A 21,886-nucleotide genomic window follows, 5' to 3' on the forward strand; every position below is an offset into this window, starting at 1 on the left:
CTTTTTCATGTTATTGTAAATTTTTAATAAAATATTGAAAGAAAAGGATTGATAATTGCAACTATTGAGACGACTTTACATGGTAAGAAATCATTAAATCTAATCAATCGCAAGAATCCTGTCTATCACTGGCAACAAATGTATCATGACAGGAGATAACTGCACTGTAAAATTGTTCCGATACTCCCTACCAAGATACAGAGAGCAATATTCTGCGTTCAACGAACCGGACATATTGTCACAAACCCCGATTTTTGTTCATATCATCACAATTTGTTGATAAATACAATACCTTTTTTATATTTTTGCGTAAACCCCGATTCGATGATCCATTCATCTCAGATAAAAAGAGTCCTGCTCACCTTCGTCTCTCTGATGCCATTGTTGTTATATAGCAACGAAGGGATCCGGATTGACCATATTGACAACAAAGATGGATTGTCACACAACACGGTAAGGTATATCATCCAGGATCACCAGGGATTGATTTGGATAGCTTCCGTGAATGGACTAAACCGATACGATGGTTATAACTTTTCATCATTCTATCCTGAATTTTCCACACTCTCGCTTTCGGAGAACAATATAAGGATGATGTATGAAGACCAGCAGGCTTATCTCTGGATACAGACATCCTCCCGGTACTTTAACTGTTACAATCTCAACAACGAGTCATTTGTCGATTACACAGGAGATGGCGAAGCCCGTCAGTATCGCAACATAAAGGAAGCCTCAAATGGTGATATCTGGCTCTGGGGAACACAACAGGGTCTGTGCCACGTCACTCACCAGGAGACAGGTCTGTCGGGGAAACTTTATGACAAAAACAATATCGGCACCGATAATATCTCCTTTGTACTGGAAGATTCATCGGGAAATATCTGGGCCGGCACCGACAAAGGCCTGTTTAGCTTTAACAATGGAATGTTTCATCAGCCTGGTGAGAAAATGAGACGTTATCAGTTTCACAGTGCATTTGAATCAGGTGAAAAGCTCTGTTTTCTGACAAACAATGCTGAAATTGTGATCTATGATCAGCATAACAGGCATTTTCTTCCGGTGATCAATTATGCTCTCCAATTCCCGGGATTTCAAATCTACGAAACAGAATTAGTGGATGATGACCAAATTATCATCACAGGAAACCATTCCATGCTGATCTTTCACATTCCTTCTATGAAGGTTAACAACATCAGCTCTCTACTCAAGGGTGAAACCATCCGGGAGGGATATATTGTCAGAGACAACAAAGATAAGCCATGGGTCTACAACAAATCGGGTTTTGTATGGCATTACAACGCAGAGAAAGAAGCATTCAACAAATACCAATTGATTCCCGAACCGGTGCTTTCATTCATTGATCACGAAAGATATTCCATCTTCACCGATTCGAGAGAGATTACATGGATTTCTACCTATGGGAACGGATTGTTTGCCATCAAACAAAATGGAGAGATCGATCATTATACCACTTCAAACAGTGATCTCCGCACCAATTACCTACTCTATGTGACAGAAGATCATACCGGAAGCATCTGGGTGGGAACAGAAAATGCAGGCATTGCTAAATTCTCTTTCGCAGAACAGGCGAGGACACAACTGATACCTCCTTCACTACGTACAGCGACACACGAACAAACAGTCAGAAGTATTTATGAGGACCGCAACGAAAACCTGTGGATGGGCACCAGGAATGGAGATATCTGTGTTTATGACAGCAGCGGGCACAGAAAAGACCTGTTTAGTGGCAAGCAAAAGGGAATCTACACCATCCAGGCGGATCGTGAAGGGAACATCTGGATGGGCACAAAAGGAGATGGATTAAGAATCTTTCCCGCCGATGACTTGTCGGGCAGGAGCTTTTCCTACCTGCTATCTGAGGAGAGAGATGCAGGTGAGAACAGCATCTATTCAATTCTGTGTGACAGCGAGGGACGCATGTGGATCGGCTCCTTTGGCAATGGACTGTTCCTTTGTGAGTGGGAAGACAAAGAGTTGCACAGTCTCAGATTCAATCAGATCTCAGAGACACAAAGACAGGTCAGGTCACTCATACAGGACAAGGATGGCTACATCTGGTCGGGAGGTGAAAACGGTGTGGTCATCTTTCATCCCGACAGCTTGATTCAGGATGGTACCAACTACGAATGGTACTACTTCGACAAGGAGGATCCGGAATCATTGAACAACAATATAGTCAAAACTGTTTTCGAGGACTACACTGGGCGCATCTGGTTGGGAACAGCGGGTGGAGGCATCAACCTGGCCACAAAGAGTTCTTCTGAGGAAAGATACCGCTTCACCCACTACACAACGGAGAATGGCTTGACGAACAACATCATACAGGCAATTATAGAAGACCACAACCATAAGCTGTGGATCAGCACCGAAAGCGGACTATCCAAATTTGACGTGGGAGAAGGTTTTTTTGAGAACTACAATTTTGTTGACCGTTGGGAAAGCGATTATTTTTCAGAGTCTGTTGCTTTGAAAAGAGCGAACGGAAACCTTTTGTTTGGGAGTTACAGTGGTTTATACATCATTGATCCAAACGCTTTTGAGAAACAGTCCAAGCCACTGTCAACCCTATTGACCGACATGAGCATCAATGGGGTCAGTGTCTCTCCAAACAGTCAGGATACACCTTTAAGGGAGAGTATTACCCAGACAGGGCAGATCCGTCTCCGGTATAACCAGAACTCATTCGCACTTGCATTCTCCTCACTCAACTATCAGGAAATACATTCAAGCAGATATACCTACATCCTGGAGAATTATGACAAGGCGTGGAATCCGATCACGCAACACAATGTGGCGACCTATAAGAATGTACCTCCGGGAAAGTACCGTTTCAAGGTGAAAAGTGTCTCCAACATGATGGACAACCCTGAGAGAGTACTGGAGATTGTCATCAAACCACCATTCTGGCGATCACCAGGGGCTCTGATCCTCTATCTGATAACAGGTTTGTTACTGTTATACGTAACAGTGATCACCCTGATGAAGATGAACCGACTGAACAATGAAATCATCGTCGAGAAAAAGATGACTGCTCACCGCCTGCAATTCTTCACCAATATCTCACATGAGTTCAGGACTCCGCTTACACTTATTCGGGGCAGCATTGAAAGCATCTATGAGCAACAGCTCACACCGGTATTAAAGAAGCAGCTCGACACACTGAATAGAAGCTCTGAAAAGCTGATGAGGTTGATTGACCAGCTGCTCGCATTCAGAAAACTACAACATGAAGAGCTGGATCTGCGGCTTGAGAAGACTGATATCGTCTCATTTCTGCGAGAGATTTATGAGGTCTTTACCGAAACGGCTGAGAGAAAAGAGATCGAATACAGTTTTGAGACAACAGAAGAATCAAAAATGATTGTCACGGACAGAGGAAAAATGGAGATGATCATCTTCAACCTCTTGTCAAACGCCTTTAAACACACTCCACAAAAAGGAAAGATCAGAATAGAGGTTGCTTTCAACGAACCGGAAAAGCTCTGTACAGTAACTGTTTCTGACTCCGGTATTGGCATCCCACCCGAAAAACGAGAACTGCTATTTCAGCGGTTCAAACAGATCAGCTATTCCCCTACAGGGATAGGGATAGGCCTACACCTCTCAGCTGAACTGGCCAGGGTGCTTCATGGCAGAATCGATTACCGAGATTCTAATTGGTCTGGAGCCAGTTTTACACTCTCCTTCCCAATGAGAGCAGAACCTTCTGAGATTACTGAAAAAAAATACGATTCAGATGTATCAGTAAACGAACCGGAAACAGAAGCAGTGGGTGGTTTCATCTCTGCAGAGACAGCATCAGTGATACTAACGCCTGGACATAAACATAAGATCCTGCTGATTGAAGATGATGAGGAGATTAGTGCTTTCCTCAAAGACAAACTAAGTAACTATTTCGAGCTATCGTCAGCATCCAACGGGCTGAGTGGTCTGGAAACAGCAATCAAATCACCCCCCGATCTAATCGTTTGTGATGTAATGATGCCTGAAATGAATGGTTTTGAGGTGACAAGGAAGATCAAAGAGGATTTTGAAACCAGCCACATTCCCATCATTCTGCTAACCGCATACTCCTCTGCTGAACATCAACTGGAGGGAATTGACGCCGGAGCGGATGCCTATATCATCAAACCATTCAGCATCCATTACCTGATTACACGCATTCGTAAATTAATTGAACAGCGTGAGAAACTGCTATACAAGTTAGCACATGAACCGGGAATGACAAGTGCCATACCATTGCAGACTTCTGAGAAAGACAGGCTTTTTATTGAGAAAATCCACCAGGTGATGGCGATTCACCTGAAAGATACTCAGTTTTCAGTCGATGACTTTGCGAAAGAGATGAACATGGGCAGAACCCTCTTTTACAAAAAAATTAAGGGAATCACCAATTACTCACCCAACGAATATTTTCGTATCATCCGACTCAAAAAAGCTTCGGAACTAATGAAGAACAATGAGATGAATGTGGCAGAAATTGCATACGAGGTTGGATTCAACGATCCCGATTACTTTAGTAAGTCTTTCAAAAAACAGTTTGGCATCACTCCCACACAATTCCGAAGCGGCAACAAAAATAATTAAACAAATATTGATGATTTATCTTATAACGATTGTGATCGGTGATATTGATGTAGGCTGTAGCAATACTTTTATGTGGCAGAATGCTGATAAGAAGCACCATTGCATCAAAATGTCATCATATAGCCGATAGGATAATAATTCGTGTAGCAGATACCTCGCAAAACAATTAGAAATGTTTTGAAGTCGCAAAATAAAATAGTAAATTTGCCCTGCTACGTTTTTTAGACAAAATAATCATCAAACATTAAAATATATGAAAACAAATTATGAATTGCGCTACGCTGCCCATCCGGAGGATGCGAAATCTTACGACACGCAGCGGCTGCGCCGTGACTTTCTGATTGGGAAGCTTTTTGCTGCCGATGAGGTGAACATGGTATACTCCATGTACGACCGCATGATTGTGGGTGGTGCCATGCCTGTGGGTGAATCATTGCACCTGGAGGCTATCGACCCGCTCAAACAACCCAGTTTCCTTTGCCGACGCGAGCTGGGGATTTTCAACGTTGGCGGAAAAGGAAAGGTGAAAGTAGGTGAAACGGTTTTCACTCTCGACTACAAAGAGGCACTCTACATCGGCTCCGGTGAACGGGAGGTATACTTCGAAAGCGATGATGCTTCAAAGCCGGCCAAATTCTACTTTAACTCCACCAATGCACATAAGAATTATCCAGACAAGAAAATTACCAAGGCCGACGCCGTAGTAGCGGAGATGGGCTCACTGGAGGGATCCAACCACCGCAACATCAACAAGATGATTGTGAACCAGGTGTTGCCCACCTGCCAGCTGCAAATGGGAATGACCGAACTGGCGACCGGCAGTGTCTGGAACACTATGCCGGCACATGTTCACTCCCGCAGGATGGAGGCATACTTCTATTTCGAGGTTCCTGAGGATCAGGCTGTCTGCCACTTCATGGGTGAAGCCGAAGAGACCCGTCACATCTGGATGAAGGGCGATCAGGCTGTGCTCTCCCCTGAATGGTCAATTCACGCCGGCGCCGCTACCTGTAACTACACTTTTATCTGGGGTATGGGTGGCGAAAACCTGGACTATGGCGATCAGGATTTTTACAAGATTACAGACTTAAAATAACAACGAACAATGGTTAATTTTTCATTGGAAGGTAAGGTTGCTCTGGTCACCGGAGCATCATACGGAATAGGGTTTGCCATGGCCACAGCTCTGGCGGAGGCAGGAGCCACCATCGTATTCAACGACATCAAACAGGAACTGGTGGACAAAGGTATTGCCAACTATCAGGAAAAAGGCATCAAAGCACACGGTTACGTCTGTGACGTGACGAACGAAGATCAGGTAAACGATTTCGTGGCACGGGTTACCAAAGAGGTAGGGGTGATTGACATCCTGGTAAACAACGCCGGCATCATCAAGCGAATCCCGATGCATGAGATGAGTGCAGCCGAGTTCCGTCAGGTGATCGACATCGACCTGAATGGTCCCTTCATCGTTTCCAAGGCGGTGATTCCTCATATGATCAAGAAAGGTCACGGTAAGATCATCAACATTTGCTCCATGATGAGTGAACTGGGTCGCGAGACCGTATCGGCCTATGCCGCAGCCAAGGGTGGCCTGAAGATGCTCACCAAGAACATTTGCTCCGAATATGGTGAACACAACATCCAGTGCAACGGCATCGGACCCGGATACATCGCCACCCCCCAGACCGCACCCCTCCGGGAGAAACAGGCCGACGGCACACCCCATCCCTTCGACTCGTTCATCATTGCCAAAACTCCGGCTACACGATGGGGTACACCTGAAGACTTGATGGGACCGGCTGTTTTCCTTGCATCCGACGCATCGAACTTTGTGAATGGTCATATACTATACGTGGATGGAGGCATCCTAGCCTACATCGGAAAGCAACCCTAACCAAACAAGTCCCAATCCCAACCTCCACACAAGGAGGTTGGGCTAACTTCAACCAGTTGCAATGAATAATAGATTTCTTGGATTGTTGATGCTGGCCATCCTCATCGGAGGCTGCACCACACAGAAAAGTGAAGTGACGCTGAGAGTACAAAACAGCGGTACCGGCGACAGAGAGAACCAGATGGTGGAAATATCATGGGGGGACCTTAAGAAAAAGCTTGGCACTGTGGCGGAAAAAAGCCTTATCCTGGTAGATGATGAGGGGAAACAACACCCCTGGCAGATCGTAACCAACGATACAGACAGCAAATCGATCATTTTCCCGGTGACACTCAAAGCAGGTGGAACACAAACATTCCGTATCACCGAGGGTGAGCCTAATTCTTTCGAGCCTCTTGTTTACGGACGACTGGTTCCGGAACGGAAGGATGACTTCACCTGGGAGAACAACCGCACCGCCTTCCGGGTCTACGGCCCCGCACTGAAGGCCACGGGAGAGATCAGCAACGGAATGGACTTTTGGGCGAAGCGTACTGAATCACTAATCATTGACAAATGGTATCGCGACGACCTAGCAGGTGTAGCATCCTATCATGAGGACCACGGTGAAGGACTCGATTTTTACAAGGTGGGCAGGACGCTAGGCTTGGGAATGACAGCCCCAATCCACAGCGACACCCTCTGCCTGGGCGACAACTTCGTCACCGCCGAGATCATCAACAACGGACCACTGCGACTCACCTTTCGCCTGACTTATGAACCTTATGCCGTTGATGAAAAAATGGTGACGGAAACACGTATCATTTCACTCGATGCCTACAGCCTCTTCAACAAGGTGACCCATATCTTTGAAACTGATCTGGAGAGCTTGAACGTGGCTACCGGCATCGTGACCGATGAGAGCGTGGTGCCTGTCACATTCGGCGACTCCGGTGGCATCATTGCCTATGAAACACCCGGCAACGAAGCAAACGGCACGATTTATACCGCGGTTATCCAGCCGGCTGGTTATGAATCTGTTCAACTGTTCGACGGTCACTATGCCGGACTGAACAGCATCACACCAGGTTCATCCTACACCTCCTACGTGGGTGGCGGATGGAGCAAGGCCGGCTTTGACAATTTCGCCCAATGGGTCTCCTTCCTTAAAACTGAGAAAGCACAAATAGATCAACCCTTAACCATAGAGATTCAATAAGATGCAAAAAGTAGTTACTTTTGGCGAGATCATGCTGCGTCTTGCCACACCTGGATACCAGCGTTTTATCCAATCGAATAGCCTGGGAGCCACCTTTGGCGGCGGTGAGGCCAATGTGGCCGTTTCACTGGCCAACTACGGCATTCCAGTGGAGTTCGTAACCCGACTTCCACAAAACGACATCGCCGACTGGTGCATCTCCGACCTGAGAAAGTACAACGTCGGCACAAATGAGATTCTCAGAGGTGGCGAACGGATAGGCATCTACTTCCTCGAGACGGGTGCGGTGGCACGACCCTCAAAGGTGGTCTACGACAGGGCTCACTCCTCCATCGCATCGGTGGAAAAAGGGATGTTCAACTGGCGGGAGATCCTCAAAAATGCCACTTGGTTCCACTGGACCGGCATCACACCAGCCTTGTCACAAGGTGCGGCCGACGCATGTCTGGAGGCTATCCAGACAGCCAATGAGATGGGTGTCACCGTCTCGTGCGACCTTAACTACCGGAAGAACCTCTGGAAGTACGGAAAGAAGGCATCCGAGATTATGCCGGCACTGGTGGAGGGATGTGATGTAATTCTAGGCAACGAGGAGGATGCAGAGAAGGTGTTCGGCATCAAACCGGAAGGGTTCGAGGTGGAACATACCGGTGGGGAGGTCGATGCCGCCGAGTTTGAATCGGTATGCACACAACTGATGCAACGATTTCCCCGTGCAAAGAAAGTGATCATCACCCTGCGCGGCTCCATCAACGCCAACCACAACACCTGGGGTGGCTGCCTATACTCTGACAAGCTTTACCACTCGCGCCGCTACGACATCACACACATCGTGGACCGTGTAGGTGGGGGCGATTCCTTCATGGGCGGTCTGATTTACGGGTTGCTCACCTACAAGGATGATGACCAGCAAGCACTCGACTTCGCCGTGGCAGCCTCCTGTCTGAAACATACCGTTTACGGCGACTTCAACCTGGTCACCGCTCCCGAGGTAGAGACGCTGATGAAGGGCGACGGATCCGGCCGGGTAGTCAGATGATTTGTGTGAAGTTCATGGTGCATCTTTACAGTTCGGGGATTATGGTTTTAAAACTATACCTGATACCTGAGAACCAAATAATAAACACAAAAAGCTGATTGATTATAAACCAAAAGCTGAAGGCTGAACGCCGACCGCTGAATGCAAAAATTATGTCCAAATTTTCAAGACTCAAAGTATATCAGACAATCGAGGAGACTGGTATCGTCCCCGTCTTCTACCATCCCGATACAGAGGTTGCCAAGAAAGTGTTAAAAGCCTGCTATGAAGGCGGTATCCGCGCTTTCGAGTTCACTAACCGAGGCGACTTCGCCCATGAGGTGTTCACCGAACTGGTTAAGTGGGCCGAAAAGGAGTGTCCGGAGATGATTCTCGGTATCGGCTCCATCGTGGATGCCCCTACTGCGTCACTTTACATTCAGCTGGGTGCCAACTTTGTGGTGGGACCGCTGCTCAACCCCGATATCTTCAAGGTATGCAACCGCCGTCAGATCGCCTACTCGCCCGGTTGTGCCACCACCAGTGAGATAGGCCTGGCACAGGAGCTGGGAGCCGAGATCGTGAAAGTGTTCCCCGGTGGAAACGTGGGGGGTCCCTCTTTCGTGAAGAACATCAAGGGACCAATGCCTTGGACCAAGATTATGGTCACCGGAGGTGTAGAACCCACCGAGGAGAACCTCTCCGCCTGGTTCAAGGCGGGCGTCACTGCCGTGGGAATGGGTTCCAACCTCTTCCCCAAAGAGGTCATCAAAGCAGGCGAATGGGAAAAAATATCAGAGCTGTGCCGTGAGGGGCTGGCCATCATCCGGAACAACAGATAATCATTCATTCATTTAATATCAGAAAACAATCATGAGTAATCTACAAACAGGAAAGATGACCAATCATCGCTGGACCATCGTGGTGATGCTTTTCATGGCTACCACAGTGAACTACCTCGACCGACAAGTACTTTCACTGACATGGGCCGACTTTATCGCACCGGAATTCCACTGGACCAATAGTGACTATGGAACCATCACCGGGCTTTTCTCCATTTTTTATGCCGTATCGATGCTCTTCGCCGGCAAATTCATCGACTGGCTGGATACCAAAAAAGGGTTCCTTTGGGCAATCGGTGTCTGGTCGTTAGGTGCAATCATGCACGCCTTCTGCGGTCTTTTAACCGCCGGAATCACTGCCGGAGAGTGGACCATGAGCTTCCATGGTGCACGTGAGGCAATCTCCACAGTGGGTGATGTGTCGCTGGTGGTTTCCGTGAGTGTCACCCTCTTCGTGTTTGCGCGATTGGTGTTGGCCCTTGGAGAGGCTGGCAACTTCCCCGCCGCCATTAAAGCTACTGCCGAATACTTCCCAAAGAAAGACAGGGCCTATGCCACCAGTATCTTCAACTCAGGAGCACAAATCGGTGCCCTGCTGGCCCCCCTCACCATCCCCTTCATCGCCAAGGCGTGGGGCTGGGAGATGGCTTTTATCGTAATCGGAGCCCTTGGCTTCATCTGGATGGGCTTCTGGATATTTGTATATCACAAACCGGAACAAAGCAAGAAGGTGAACGCCCTCGAGTTGGAATACATCAACCAGGATGATGCCACTGACGCTTTAGAGGGAAGGGTGAAAGCCGATGGCAATGCCGGCAAGAAGGTATCCTTCAAACAAGCATTCAAATATAAACAGACCTGGTCGTTCGCGGTGGGCAAGTTTCTCACCGACGGAGTGTGGTGGTTCCTCCTCTTTTGGATACCGGCATACCTCAGTTCAGTCTACGGACTTGACTCCACAGAAAGTGCCCCTCATGTCTTCGTGGTCTATGCCATCTCCATGATCTCGGTGTTCGCTGCCGGCTACTTCCCAGCCTACTACATGGAAAAGAAAAAGTTAGACCCCTATCAGGGACGTATGCGGGCGATGTTGCTCTTCGCCTTCTTCCCGCTGCTCATCCTCTTTGCCCAACCATTAGGAGGTCTGTCGGTATGGCTCCCGGTGATCATCATCGGTATCGCTGCCGCCGCTCACCAGTCCTGGTCGGCCAACATCTTTACCACCGTGAGTGATATGTTCCCGAAACATGCTGTGGGCACCATCACCGGTATCGGCGGTATGGCCGGCGGGGTGGGATCCTTCTTCATCAATAAGAGCTCCGGTGTGCTTTTCGACCATGCAGCCAACACCAACATGAAATTCATGGGTTATGAAGGGATTGAATCAGGCTACTTCATCATCTTTATCTTCTGTGCCATCGCCTATCTGCTGGGATGGAGCATCATGAAGGCATTGGTGCCGAAGTACCAACTGATCACAGATATGTAATCGGATCGATCAATACAAACCACCCTCCGATGGTGATTAGGGTAGGAGAAAGGCGAAATAGTTTTTCTCCTGCTTTTTGTTTCCAGCAAGAAAATACAAACTCTTATTCACTGTGAGCTTATATTTCACATATCATTTAAATAATTGAGGATATTGTTTTTATTAGTTTTATTTGTTTCTTTGTAAAAATGATCTCAGGTCATCTCAGTTACGTTTCACTTTTGAGTACAAGTAATTCAGTGCAACATTTCATGCTGACCACACCTAAGATATTTTTTTATCAACGGCTAAAACTATTCGGTTATATTTAATGAATGGAATACGCTACCGACTTATGAAAACAAAGTATTTACTATTGGCCATATTGGCGTTATTGCCCGCAGGGTTAACGGCCCAATCCGACTTCGACATAAGTGCCGATTATTCGCCATACGAAGACATGATTTTACTTCATTTGGTAAACAATGCGGATAAACCGATGCGAATACGCAATAATTTTGGAGGTGGAACTTCCGGAAGTTTTGTTGTATTTCTTCTTAAAGATAAAGCAGGTAAGGAAATCTCACTCTTTGAAGCTGGGTTCTTAGAAGGAGTGGACTACCAGCGTTTTGTAGATATCAGCCCCCGTTCAACCAAAACGATCAAGTATCGTTTAAGGTCTTTGACTCCGTCGAGTTATGATGTATCAGAAGTTTACTCAGTGGAAGCGAGATGTTACATTCACTATTTAATTTCAGGAAAAAATAAATATGATTTCTTCGATAAAGTTCTGACCATTAATACGAAGCAAGACTTGATGATCGACCCAGGATAAGATGCCCAAATGTCATCACAATAGCGTTGAACTCAACAGCAAGGTTTGACTATCATTCCAGTCAAATCGGGGCCGGGCTGACCAACCCTACTCAATAGCATCCAAATCACCCAATCCTGGGGTTATAGGCCTCTTCGGATGGAGTTACGCGCCAGCCTCCCCCAGGGCTTGAGCAGGTCGTCTGTCCAGTTACCCTCCGCTTCGGCGCGGGGCAGCAGCATGGAGCAGGTCTCGTTCTTGTCGGAGACCGACCAGGCGACCCAGCTGATCTTGCGACTCTCCATCCACTCCACATAAGTCTCCCACTCCTCCGTGCCGAGGCGTCCGTCGCCGTTGGCTTCCGAGCCGCCGCACTCCGACACAAAGATGGGGATTCCGCTGGCGATGGCATCGTCGGTGCGGTCGCGCAACCATGCCTCGTGGGTGGCTGCATAGAAGTGCATGGTGTACATGATGTTGGTCACTTCGAGGATGGGATCTTCCGCCACCAGGTGGAGGTCCTGGTCCCAGTGGGGGCTGCCCACCAGTATGATGTTGTCCGGGTCGATCGCACGGATCACATCGATCACCTCTTCCGAGTAGGCTTTCACCTCTTCCCATTCAAAGTAGTCGGGTTCGTTCCATATCTCGTAGATGACATTGGGATACTCCCCATATTTGGTTGCCATCTCGGCAAAGAACCCTTTTGCCTCCTCGAAGTATTTCTTGTGGGCATGGAAATCGATGATCACATAGATGCCATTGTCAATGGCAGCCTCGATCACGGGCGTGATGCACTGCAGCGCAAACGCTGGGTTCTCCCGGTAGTTGTCCTCGATTTCCAATCCCATGGCGGCGCGCACCACCGTGCATTTCCAGTCCTCCGCCAGCCACTTCACCGCACCCTCGTTGTAGAAGCGGGGCCAGAGGTTGTGCCATCCCAGGCTGGCGCCGCGTAGCAACAGCGGCTCCCCCTGCTCGTTGCTGAGCTGTGTGCCGATCACCTGCAGCTGTCCGTGCTGTGCCACGACCGTGCTGTCGGCCGCCGTTTCATTGTTGGTCTGCTGCCCGTTGCCGCAGGAGATCGCTGCCGACAACAACAACAGCATTGTAAATAACACACTGTTTCTCTTCATATCTCTTTATTTTTAATCATTAATCCTGTCTGATTCGTTCGATCAGCTCCAGGCACATCCGCCCATTGTGATAGGGGCACTTCCAGAAGCCCGCCTTGTCGTTCACCCGGTCCGTCTCCCCTTCCGGCGAGACAGACCAGTACCACTCACCCTGCTCCCTGTCTACAAGGTGCTGCTTGATGAAATCCCAGCTGTTGCGTGTTTTGTTGAGCCACGCATCATCTCCCGACAGCTGCCAGGCATTGAAGAAGCCGACCACCGCCTCTGCCTGTGGCCACCAATCGCACCGTTCGTCACGATGTCCGTTAGCCCAATCCCTTTCATTGATCAGTGCACCTTTTTCGTTCAGTCCCTCTGCCGCGGCGTCTGCTATCCGCAGTATAACAGGTTTCAACTTCCGTTGCGTCGCCTCGTCACCCAGCACCAGAGCTGCTTCCTCGAGCAACCAAGAGGCTTCGATGTCGTGCCCGAAGGAGTGGAGGGTCGATTTGCAATTCCAATCCTCATCAAAGAAGAGATTGAGGTGCCCGCTCTCCGGGTCGATGATCTTCTCAAGGAAGAGGTCGATCAGGTTTTTCAGCCGATGTGCCAGCTTCTCATCCTTCCAGACACGGTAAAGGTTGGTGTAGGCTTCCAGAACGTGGAGGTGGGTGTTCATCGTCTTCTTCTCATTGGCATCCTTCTCACTCAGCCGCAGATCATCCAGCAGCTGCCAGTCGCAACTGTAAGCCTCCATGTAACCGTTGTTCACGCTGTCGAAGCTATGCTGTTCAATGAGCCGAAACAGTACTTTTGCTTTTTCAAGGGCTTCTTCGTCACCACTAACGCTGTAATACTCAGTCAGCGCATAGATGAAAAAGGCCTGACTGTAGATCTGTTTCTTGCTGTCGGCAGGGGTACCATCGGCATGCAGCATCCAGTAGGTGCCACCAAACTGATCATCAAAAAAGTGTGAAAAGATATATTCTTTGGCCCGCCGTGCTTCGGCGAAGTACTCCTCCGAATGCAGTCGCAATGCCGCCGACGAGAAGGTCCATAGGATCCGTGCGTGGAGAATACCTCCCTTCGGGGCATCGGGCACCAGACGGTTCTCACCGGTCATCCGACCATAGAAGCCACCCCTTTCGTTATCCTTCATCCTGTTCATCCAGAAGGGGAGGATATTGCCGGTCAGTTCGTCACGTAGTTCTTGTTTCAATACACCAATGTCCATCGCTCTTTCTTCTGCTAAAGAATCACTTCCACCTCACCCACACTGCCAGCTGGCAGGAGTGGTATCAAATTGCCTTTTACCGGTTCGCCGTTCAGGGTGATTGCCTTCACTCCTTTCATCCGCTTCTCAGGGTTGTTCACGGTGATCCGATAGGTCACGCCGCGGTACCTGCGTGTCACATGATACTGTTCCCATTCCGGTGGAATGCAGGGATCGATGATCAGACCGTCGTAGGCGGTACGGATGCCGAGAATATACTGTGAGATGGTGTAAAAGTTCCAGGCGGCGGTACCGGTGAGCCATGAGTTCTTGGCCTCTCCCGGCCGGAAAGCATCTTTGCCTGCAATCATCTGGGCATAGACGTAGGGCTCCACCTTGTGCAGGTCGCTGATCGCCTCGCTATAGGAGGGACAGATCTTACGGAAGTATTCCCATGCACGGTCTCCCCGTCCCAGCACCGTTTCGCCGATGATGACCCAGGGGTTGTTGTGACAGAAGATGCCCGCGTTCTCCTTGTAACCAGGGGGATAGCTTGATATCTCGCCGTATTCGATGTAATACTTCGTGTAAGGAGGATTGTTGAGCACGATGCCATGCTCACAGTCGAGCCGTTCTTTCACAGCGTTGAGTGCCTTCTCTGTCATCCCCTCCTCCAGGCCGATGCCGGCCATAGAGCACCAGCCATTGGACTCAATGTAGATCTGCCCTTCGATATTTTCCTTCGACCCTATCTTGTGACCATTATAGTCGTAGGCACGCAGAAACCACTCCCCGTCCCAGCCATGCTGCTTTACGGCCTCCACCATGCGAGCCACATGGTTGCGTGCCCTGTCGGCTTCCTCATCCTTGCCTAGTCTGGTGCATAGCTCTACGTAATCACGCCCACTGACCACGAAGAGACCGGCGATCATCAGACTCTCTGCCTGTGATCCCTCGCTCCTGTTCTCGGTGGTCTGAAAGCTCTCGTTGGGGTCGTCGGAGAAGCAGTTGAGGTTGAGACAGTCATTCCAGTCGGCACGCCCGATCAGGGGCAGCCCGTGGGGTCCCAGGTGATTGATCACATGATCGAATGAAACGGTCAGATGGTCGAAGAGAGATACCTCGGTGCCCGGCTCGTTGTCGAAGGGTACGGCCTGGTCCAGTATCGCGAAGTCACCCGTCTCCTTTACATAAGCGGCTGTACCAAGGATCAGCCAGAGCGGGTCATCGTTAAAGCCGCCCCCAATTTCATTGTTCCCTTTCTTGGTGAGGGGTTGATATTGATGGTAACAGGAGCCATTGGGGAATTGCGTGGAGGCGATGTCAATGATCCGCTCGCGGGCTCGCTCGGGAATCTGATGTACGAAGCCGAGCAGATCCTGGTTGGAGTCACGAAAACCCATCCCGCGTCCGATACCACTCTCGAAGTAGGATGCCGAACGGGAGAAGCAGAAGGTGATCATGCACTGGTACTGGTTCCAGATGTTCACCATCCGGTCCAGCTTCTCCTCCCCTGTCTTCACCCGGAAGTTACCCAACAGTTGATCCCAGTAGATACGTAATGCGGCAAAAGCGCTGTCCACCTTCTCCACGCTGTCGAAACGGGCGATCATCTCCTTCGCTTTGCGCTTGTTGAGAGCACCCCCGTTCTCCCATTTCTCCTGCGGATCGTTCTCTGCGTAACCGAGCAGGAAGATCAGCTCCCGGCTCTCACCCGGTTCCAGCTCAATCTCGAGGCAATGTGATGCGATGGGCGACCAGCCGTGCGCCACGCTGTTGAGGGGCTTTCCTTCCATCACCACTTGTGGTTCATCGAAGCCGTTATAGAGGCCAAAGAACGATTCACGGTCGGTGTCAAAACCATCAATGGGTTGGTTAACAGAGTAGAATGCGTAGTGGTTGCGACGTTCCCGGTACTCTGTCTTGTGGTAGATCACCGACCCTTCCACCTCCACCTCGCTGGTGGAGAAGTTACGCTGGAAATTCTCCATGTCGGTAGCGGCATTCCATAGTGCCCACTCCAGAAAGGAAAAGAGTTGCAATCTCTTCACTCCGCTCCCTTGGTTGGTCAGCATCAGTTTATGCACCTCACCGTGGGTCTGCAGGGGGACAAAAAAGAGCAACTCCGCTTTCACACCGTTGTGCACACCCGTGAGGGTGGTGTATCCCATGCCGTGACGGCACTCGTAGCTCTCCAGTTCAGTCTTACAAGGTTTCCAGCCGGGGTTCCATATTGTCTCCCCCTCCCGGATGTAGAAATAACGGCCACCACTGTCCATCGGCACGTTGTTGTAGCGGTAGCGCGTCAGCCGGCGGAACTTGGCATCCTTGTAAAAGGAGTACCCCCCTGCAGTATTCGATATCAGGCTGAAAAAATCCTCATTCCCCAGGTAGTTGATCCAGGGCCAGGGGGTGCGGGGGTGGGTGATCACATACTCCCGTCGAGCGTCATCGAAGAAACCATATTGCATAATCCTGATCTTTTACAGTTGCATAAGCACTTAATTCATCTTTGCAGCCGCTCTCTTCACTTCCAGCTGTTCGTAGTTCTCCTTCACCTTCTTGTCAGAGAGCGGGTAGAAGTACATACCGATGAATGCCAGGAGACAGCAGACTGCCGGCAGCAAGGAGATCATAAACCGTTCACCCCAGATTGTTTCGGCACTTTGCTGCAAAGCGTCGGGCACGTACTTGAAGTAGGCCAGCATCCAGCCGCTCAGGGCGGCACCGATGGCCCATCCCAGCTTCTGCGACATGGAGGAGGAGGAGAAGATGAGGCCACTGGCGCGGCGTCCGGTGGTCAGTTCCTGATGGTCCACGATATCGGAGAACATCGACCAGAGCAGGGGCAGCACATAACCGGCGAAGATCGAGATGGTGAACTGCAGGATCAGGATCCAGGTGATGCTGTTGGGGATGTAAAAGAAAGCAGTACTCAGGATGCCCGCCATCAGGATGGCGATCATGTAAGTTCTTCGTTTACCAAAACGTGCGGAAAGGGAGGGAGCCAGCATCACCCCCAGCAGGTTGGCCGCTTGACCCACCAGGAAATAGATGGTGGTCATGTCCCAGCCGGTGCCGGCCATGCGGTAGCCGGCCTGCACGTAGTCGCGGAAGAAGTAGATGGCTACACTGTCACGGATGGCGTTGAAGAGCAGCGCCGCCAGCCCCGTGGCCACCAAGATCCACCAGGGCGCGTTTCTGAAGAGGTTCTTCAGATCCTTCTTCACCGAGGCGTTCTCCTCACTTTCGATCTGTACCACCCGCTCCCTGGTCCAGGAGAAACAGAGCAGGAAGAGCACCACGCAAATCACACCGATGGCGCCAACCCCCATCACCCAGCCCACCGGGTTGGTGCTGACTGATGTCTCTGCCAGTGCGTTTACGGCGGCGCCCTCACCACCGAAGTGCTTCGCGAAGAAGTCGATCAGCGGCTGCAGCAGCATGAAGGTGACGAAGCTGCCAATGAAGGCGAAGGCCATACGGTAGGAGGAGAGCGTGTTCCGGTCGCGCGGGTCGGACGAGATGACAGCCAACAGGGAGGCATAGGGTACATTGACCAGCGTGTAGACCAGCATCATCAGAGAGTAAGTGAGATAGGCGTAGACCAGCTTGCCGGTCTGTCCGAAGTCAGGCACATAGAAGGTGATGACACCCATCACCGCAAAGGGAAAAGCGAACCAGATCAGGTAGGGACGATATTTGCCCCAGCGTGTTTTGGTACGGTCGCTCATGATGCCCACCAACAGGTCGGTGAGTGAGTCCCAGAGACGGGCTACCAGGAACATGGTACCGGCAGCGGCGGCGGTTATGCCGAACACGTCGGTGTAGAAAAAGAGGGAGTACATCCCGAAGATCTTCCAGAACATGGAAGAGGCAGCATCGCCTAAGCCGTAGCCAATTTTTTCCTTTAAGGTGATCATGAAGTTGTTTTTCATTTTCGGGAGAAGCATCTCCCGTTGTTAATCAATTGTGTTTAGAATATCCAGGTTTTTTTCTATCTGTCTTTTAAGTATCTGTACCGACGCCCCCGAGGTGAGCTTGTCCTCCGGAGTGTGAAGGCAGTAGTCCACCAGCCGTTCCACGGTGGTGGTGGCCACGTGCATCCGGGTGTCTGAGGAGGCGTAATAGATGTAAAGGGAGCCGTCCTCATCGGCGATCCAGCCGTTGCTGAAGAGCACGTTGGAGACATCCCCCACCCGCTCCTCACCCTCGGGTGCCATAAAGTAGCCTCCGGGTGAAGCGATCACTTTTGAAGGATCATCCAACGAAGTCAGGTACAAATATAATACATATCTGAGACCTGCGGCACATCCCCGCACACCATGTGCCAAATGAAGCCATCCCTTTGATGTTTTAATCGGTGCCGGTCCTTCACCGTTCTTCACCTCCTTGATGGTGTGATAATAGCGGCGGTCGATGATTTTCTCCTCCTTCACCACGGCATTGGTCATATCGTCGATGAGTGCCCAGCCGATGCCCTGGCCGTTGCCGGCATCGATGAAGCTGTCCTGGGGACGGGTGTAGAGGGCATACCTGCCATCCACGAACTCGGGATGAAGCACCACGTTGCGTTGCTGGCTGGGGGAGACCAGGTCGGGCAGTCGCTCCCAGGTGATCAGATCCTTCGTGCGTACGATGCCGGCTGTCGCCTTCGCCCGTGAGAGGTCGCCCGCGGGCGCTGTCTCATCGTACCGCTCGGCACAGAAGATGCCGTAGATCCAGCCATCCTCATGGGCGGTGAGTCGCATGTCATACATATTGGTGGCGGGATCCTCCGTCTCGGGAATCACCACCGGATAATCCCAAAAGCGGAAGTTGTCGATGCCATTCGGGCTCTCGGCGATGGCGAAGAAGGACTTGCGGTCGGCACCCTCCACGCGCACCATCAGCAGGTAGCGACCGTTCCACTTGATGGCACCGGCGTTCATGGCGGCATTCATGCCGATGCGCTCCATCAGCAGCGGGTTGGTCACTTCATTGAAATCGTACCGCCAGTAGAGGGGGGTATGGGCGGCGGTGAGCACCGGGTAGCGGTAGCGGCGGTACCAGCCGTTGCCTCTCTCCATCGGTTCATTCTTGCGGGTGAGGAGGCTCTCATGCTCCTTCATCATCTCTTTGATCTGTTGCTTATATGACTTCATTATAATTTCTCTTATGTCGTTACTGATACAGGTTGGGGATATCGTTGCTGAAAAGGGTTTTGGGATGTTGGTAAAAGACGACAAAATCATCGGCCGAGAGCTGTCCCGGGTAAGGTGCATAATAGTGGTCAGGCCGCTCGCGGGCGTTGCGCCATACCATCACGTAACTCACCGGATAGCGGTCCAGCACGGGGAAGAGTACCGATGTCCACCAGTCGGCGATCGGTATCGCCTCCAGCCCTGTCTCGGTGAGTGCGATCGGCTTGTCCCGCATTTTACCCTCCTCCGCCAAAAAGGAGAGGATGGTATGGAGTGAGGATTGATAGGCATCGATCCCCTCTTCGTTGTTACGGTGGTAGCCATCCAGACCCAGCAGATCAACATACTCATCACCTGGATATCGCTCCATATAGATCTCACCGGGGCCCTGCAGGTCGGGTGAATAAGCGTAGAGCAGGTTGTCCACACCTGCCCCGTCGAAATGGCTGCGGGTCATCTCCCAGAGGGCGGTGTACTCCTCCACGCTACAGAGATCCCTTCCCCACCAGAACCAGCTGCCGGTATGCTCGTGCCAGGGGCGGAAGAGCACCGGTATCTTTGTTCCCTCCTCGGTAGTGAGGGCGTTGAAGAAGGCGGCAGCCCTGTCGAGCCAGCCAAGGAAAAGCTCATGCTTCTCCCCACCCGGCAGGATGGCAGCCACCACATCATCGCGACTCACATCCCAGGAGTCGCCACCGGTAAGCGGGTTGTCGGCATGCCAGCTTACGGTGATCATCCCACCCCGCTTGTAATGACGGATCATCTCCTCACGAATAATGGCGAAGAGGACATTGTCGATATTTTTTTCGCTGTCGTGTTCAATCTTCCCGATGTCAAAACCCATCACGGCAGGATAGTCGCCCGTGACGCTCCGCACATCGGAGCGACCGCTGTCACCCTCCCAGGTGACACCGTAGAGCGGGTCATCCTGATGACCGAACATAAAACCGTCCGCAGCAATCACCTTCAGGCTGGACAACAACTTTTCTGTCTCCATCGTTCTTTGCGGACTGATCATCTCCTCACCGTTACCCGATGATTTTCTCTCCACACAGGATATGCCGGCTAGCAGTATGGCTGACAGCAATAAACCCGTTATCATTGTTCTTTTCTTCATATGCATCTCTTATTTCAAATCAGGTAACTCATCGCGTGTAAGCACGTAGGGCTGTGCCAGGGCATCTTCCCACCAGCTGATAGGGGCATACTGGTGGGTCTTCAACTGGAACGCTTCGCTGCCGGGATCGCGGGTGCGATCATATTCGTACCAGGGCATAAACCATAGCCACCTGGCACCGTCATTCCATTGTGCCGAAATGGTTGCCACGTTGCCGCACTCGCTGAGGGCAACCGGTTTTCCGGGGTAACGGCTCTGCAGTGTGGCGAATTGGCTCTTGATCGTCGAGGCAGCTTGTTCATCATAGATATCTCTTCCCACCATATCCACGTAGTCATCACCGGGGTACCAGTCAGGATCAATCACCTGCGAGGTCCAGACCCAGATCAGGTTGTCCAGTCCGTGGTGGTGCGTCATCCGGTCGAACATCAGCCGCCAGAGCTTTTTATAGGGCTCCGGTCCGCCGCCGCCCCACCAGAACCAGGCTTCGCCTCCCGGGTAGGCTCCGTTGTTGCCGGCTGCCTCGTGCAGGGGACGCCACAGCACTGGGATATTCTTCTCCTTTAGCAGCTTCAGGTAACCGGAGAGCTTGTCGATATCGGTGATCATCCGCTTGTACTCATCCGAGTCGGGATCATCAATCTTCTTCACATCGAAACGGGTTTCATCCGGTGCACTGCCCCAATAGAAGGAATACTTTCCCTCCACTCCGCTGTTGGCAGGCACGTTCCAGTGCCAGGATGCCGATACGACACCCCCGCTGTTCCACCACTCCTCGGCCACAGTGATGTTGCCATAATCGATCCAGTTGGCAGGTGAGGCATGCAGGTGGATATAATCAAAACAGTTGATTGCCGGCCAGTTGCCGGTGTGATGGTGTACCCACTCCGCCTCGTTGATGTTCCAGGCCACGTGGGCCATGGTGCCGGAGAGAGTTTTCTTCCCTTCCTGTTGTTTCAGAAACTGCAGCAGCTTCTCCGCCTGAGGTGAAAGACCCTCACGCGGGGGTAACGATGGACAGGTTTTGAAGGTGATTCGGATCTCAGATGGGTTGGAAAGGCCTGTGGGACCTTTCACCGTCTGGGCAGGTACCAACAGCGTGTAATCGGTACCAGGCAGCAGCGGGGGTACCGTCATCTTCAGTTCTCCCTCCTGCCCTCGCCAGAGGTTGGTAACCGGCTGTCCGTTAAGGGTGATCAGCGATGAAGGGGCAAGCGTCACGTTCATGTTGAAGCGAAGTGTGATTTCTGTGATCCCTTCCGCCACATCTGTCTCGCCATCGGCAGGATCACTGGAGATCAGCTGCGGTGGCTCACCAACGGGCGGCTCATCCCCGCCAGATGAACAGGAGATTACCATCAGCAGGTTGATCAACAAAAGGCATATAACACACCTTAAAATGATTTTTCGAAT

General features: G+C 50.9%; 15 protein-coding genes. 8 read left to right on the forward strand and 7 right to left on the reverse strand.

What is annotated here, in order from left to right:
* Positions 1–324: 324 nt before the first annotated feature.
* The 8 genes from JS578_06625 (at position 325) to JS578_06660 (ending at position 11,866) form a co-directional block, all read left to right on the forward strand.
* Positions 325–4,608 carry a response regulator gene (locus JS578_06625; GenBank protein QRX62587.1) on the forward strand — a complete coding sequence of 1,428 codons (4,284 nt, stop codon included), beginning with the start codon at positions 325–327 and terminating at the stop codon, positions 4,606–4,608.
* 253 nt (positions 4,609–4,861) lie between these two features.
* Complete coding sequence (gene kduI / locus JS578_06630) at positions 4,862–5,704, forward strand: 5-dehydro-4-deoxy-D-glucuronate isomerase (protein QRX62588.1); 843 nt, start codon at positions 4,862–4,864, stop codon at positions 5,702–5,704.
* A 9-nt stretch (positions 5,705–5,713) separates the two neighbouring features.
* Entirely contained in the window at positions 5,714–6,505 is a 792-nt protein-coding gene (locus JS578_06635) for a gluconate 5-dehydrogenase (GenBank protein QRX62589.1), read from the forward strand.
* 88 nt (positions 6,506–6,593) lie between these two features.
* On the forward strand, positions 6,594–7,703 hold the full coding sequence (locus JS578_06640; protein QRX64946.1) for a DUF4861 family protein: 1,110 nt from the start codon (positions 6,594–6,596) through the stop codon (positions 7,701–7,703).
* A gap of 1 nt (position 7,704) precedes the next feature.
* A complete protein-coding gene (locus JS578_06645) occupies positions 7,705–8,742 on the forward strand; it encodes a sugar kinase (GenBank protein QRX62590.1) in 1,038 nt (345 codons plus the stop codon).
* 152 nt (positions 8,743–8,894) lie between these two features.
* Entirely contained in the window at positions 8,895–9,563 is a 669-nt protein-coding gene (locus JS578_06650; protein ID QRX62591.1) for a bifunctional 4-hydroxy-2-oxoglutarate aldolase/2-dehydro-3-deoxy-phosphogluconate aldolase, read from the forward strand.
* 31 nt (positions 9,564–9,594) lie between these two features.
* On the forward strand, positions 9,595–11,052 hold the full coding sequence (locus tag JS578_06655; protein QRX62592.1) for an MFS transporter: 1,458 nt from the start codon (positions 9,595–9,597) through the stop codon (positions 11,050–11,052).
* A gap of 334 nt (positions 11,053–11,386) precedes the next feature.
* Positions 11,387–11,866, forward strand: coding sequence for a hypothetical protein (locus JS578_06660; GenBank protein QRX62593.1), 480 nt, complete (start codon positions 11,387–11,389; stop codon positions 11,864–11,866).
* A gap of 122 nt (positions 11,867–11,988) precedes the next feature.
* On the opposite strand, the gene JS578_06665 is transcribed toward JS578_06660, so the two are convergent.
* The 7 genes from JS578_06665 to JS578_06695 are packed head-to-tail and all read right to left on the reverse strand — an operon-like array spanning position 11,989 to position 21,832.
* Positions 11,989–12,954, reverse strand: a complete 966-nt coding sequence (locus tag JS578_06665) for a glycoside hydrolase family 5 protein (GenBank protein ID QRX64947.1) — start codon at positions 12,952–12,954, stop codon at positions 11,989–11,991.
* A gap of 46 nt (positions 12,955–13,000) precedes the next feature.
* Positions 13,001–14,194: an AGE family epimerase/isomerase gene (locus tag JS578_06670; GenBank protein QRX62594.1), complete on the reverse strand. Its 1,194-nt coding sequence runs from the start codon at positions 14,192–14,194 to the stop codon at positions 13,001–13,003.
* A gap of 14 nt (positions 14,195–14,208) precedes the next feature.
* Positions 14,209–16,653 (reverse strand): glycosyl transferase, encoded by a 2,445-nt coding sequence (locus JS578_06675; protein QRX64948.1) that lies wholly within the window; start codon positions 16,651–16,653, stop codon positions 14,209–14,211.
* 21 nt (positions 16,654–16,674) lie between these two features.
* Complete coding sequence (locus JS578_06680; GenBank protein ID QRX62595.1) at positions 16,675–18,096, reverse strand: MFS transporter; 1,422 nt, start codon at positions 18,094–18,096, stop codon at positions 16,675–16,677.
* A gap of 39 nt (positions 18,097–18,135) precedes the next feature.
* Complete coding sequence (locus tag JS578_06685) at positions 18,136–19,317, reverse strand: glycosidase (protein ID QRX62596.1); 1,182 nt, start codon at positions 19,315–19,317, stop codon at positions 18,136–18,138.
* A gap of 19 nt (positions 19,318–19,336) precedes the next feature.
* Positions 19,337–20,458 carry a beta-mannosidase gene (locus tag JS578_06690; protein QRX64949.1) on the reverse strand — a complete coding sequence of 374 codons (1,122 nt, stop codon included), beginning with the start codon at positions 20,456–20,458 and terminating at the stop codon, positions 19,337–19,339.
* A gap of 24 nt (positions 20,459–20,482) precedes the next feature.
* The gene (locus tag JS578_06695) at positions 20,483–21,832 is read right to left on the reverse strand and encodes an Ig-like domain-containing protein (protein QRX62597.1); all 1,350 of its coding nucleotides are present in this window, start codon (positions 21,830–21,832) and stop codon (positions 20,483–20,485) included.
* Positions 21,833–21,886: the final 54 nt, after the last annotated feature.

Source organism: Dysgonomonadaceae bacterium zrk40 (assembly GCA_016916535.1).
In the GTDB taxonomy this organism is placed as follows: Bacteria; Bacteroidota; Bacteroidia; order Bacteroidales; family Dysgonomonadaceae; genus Proteiniphilum.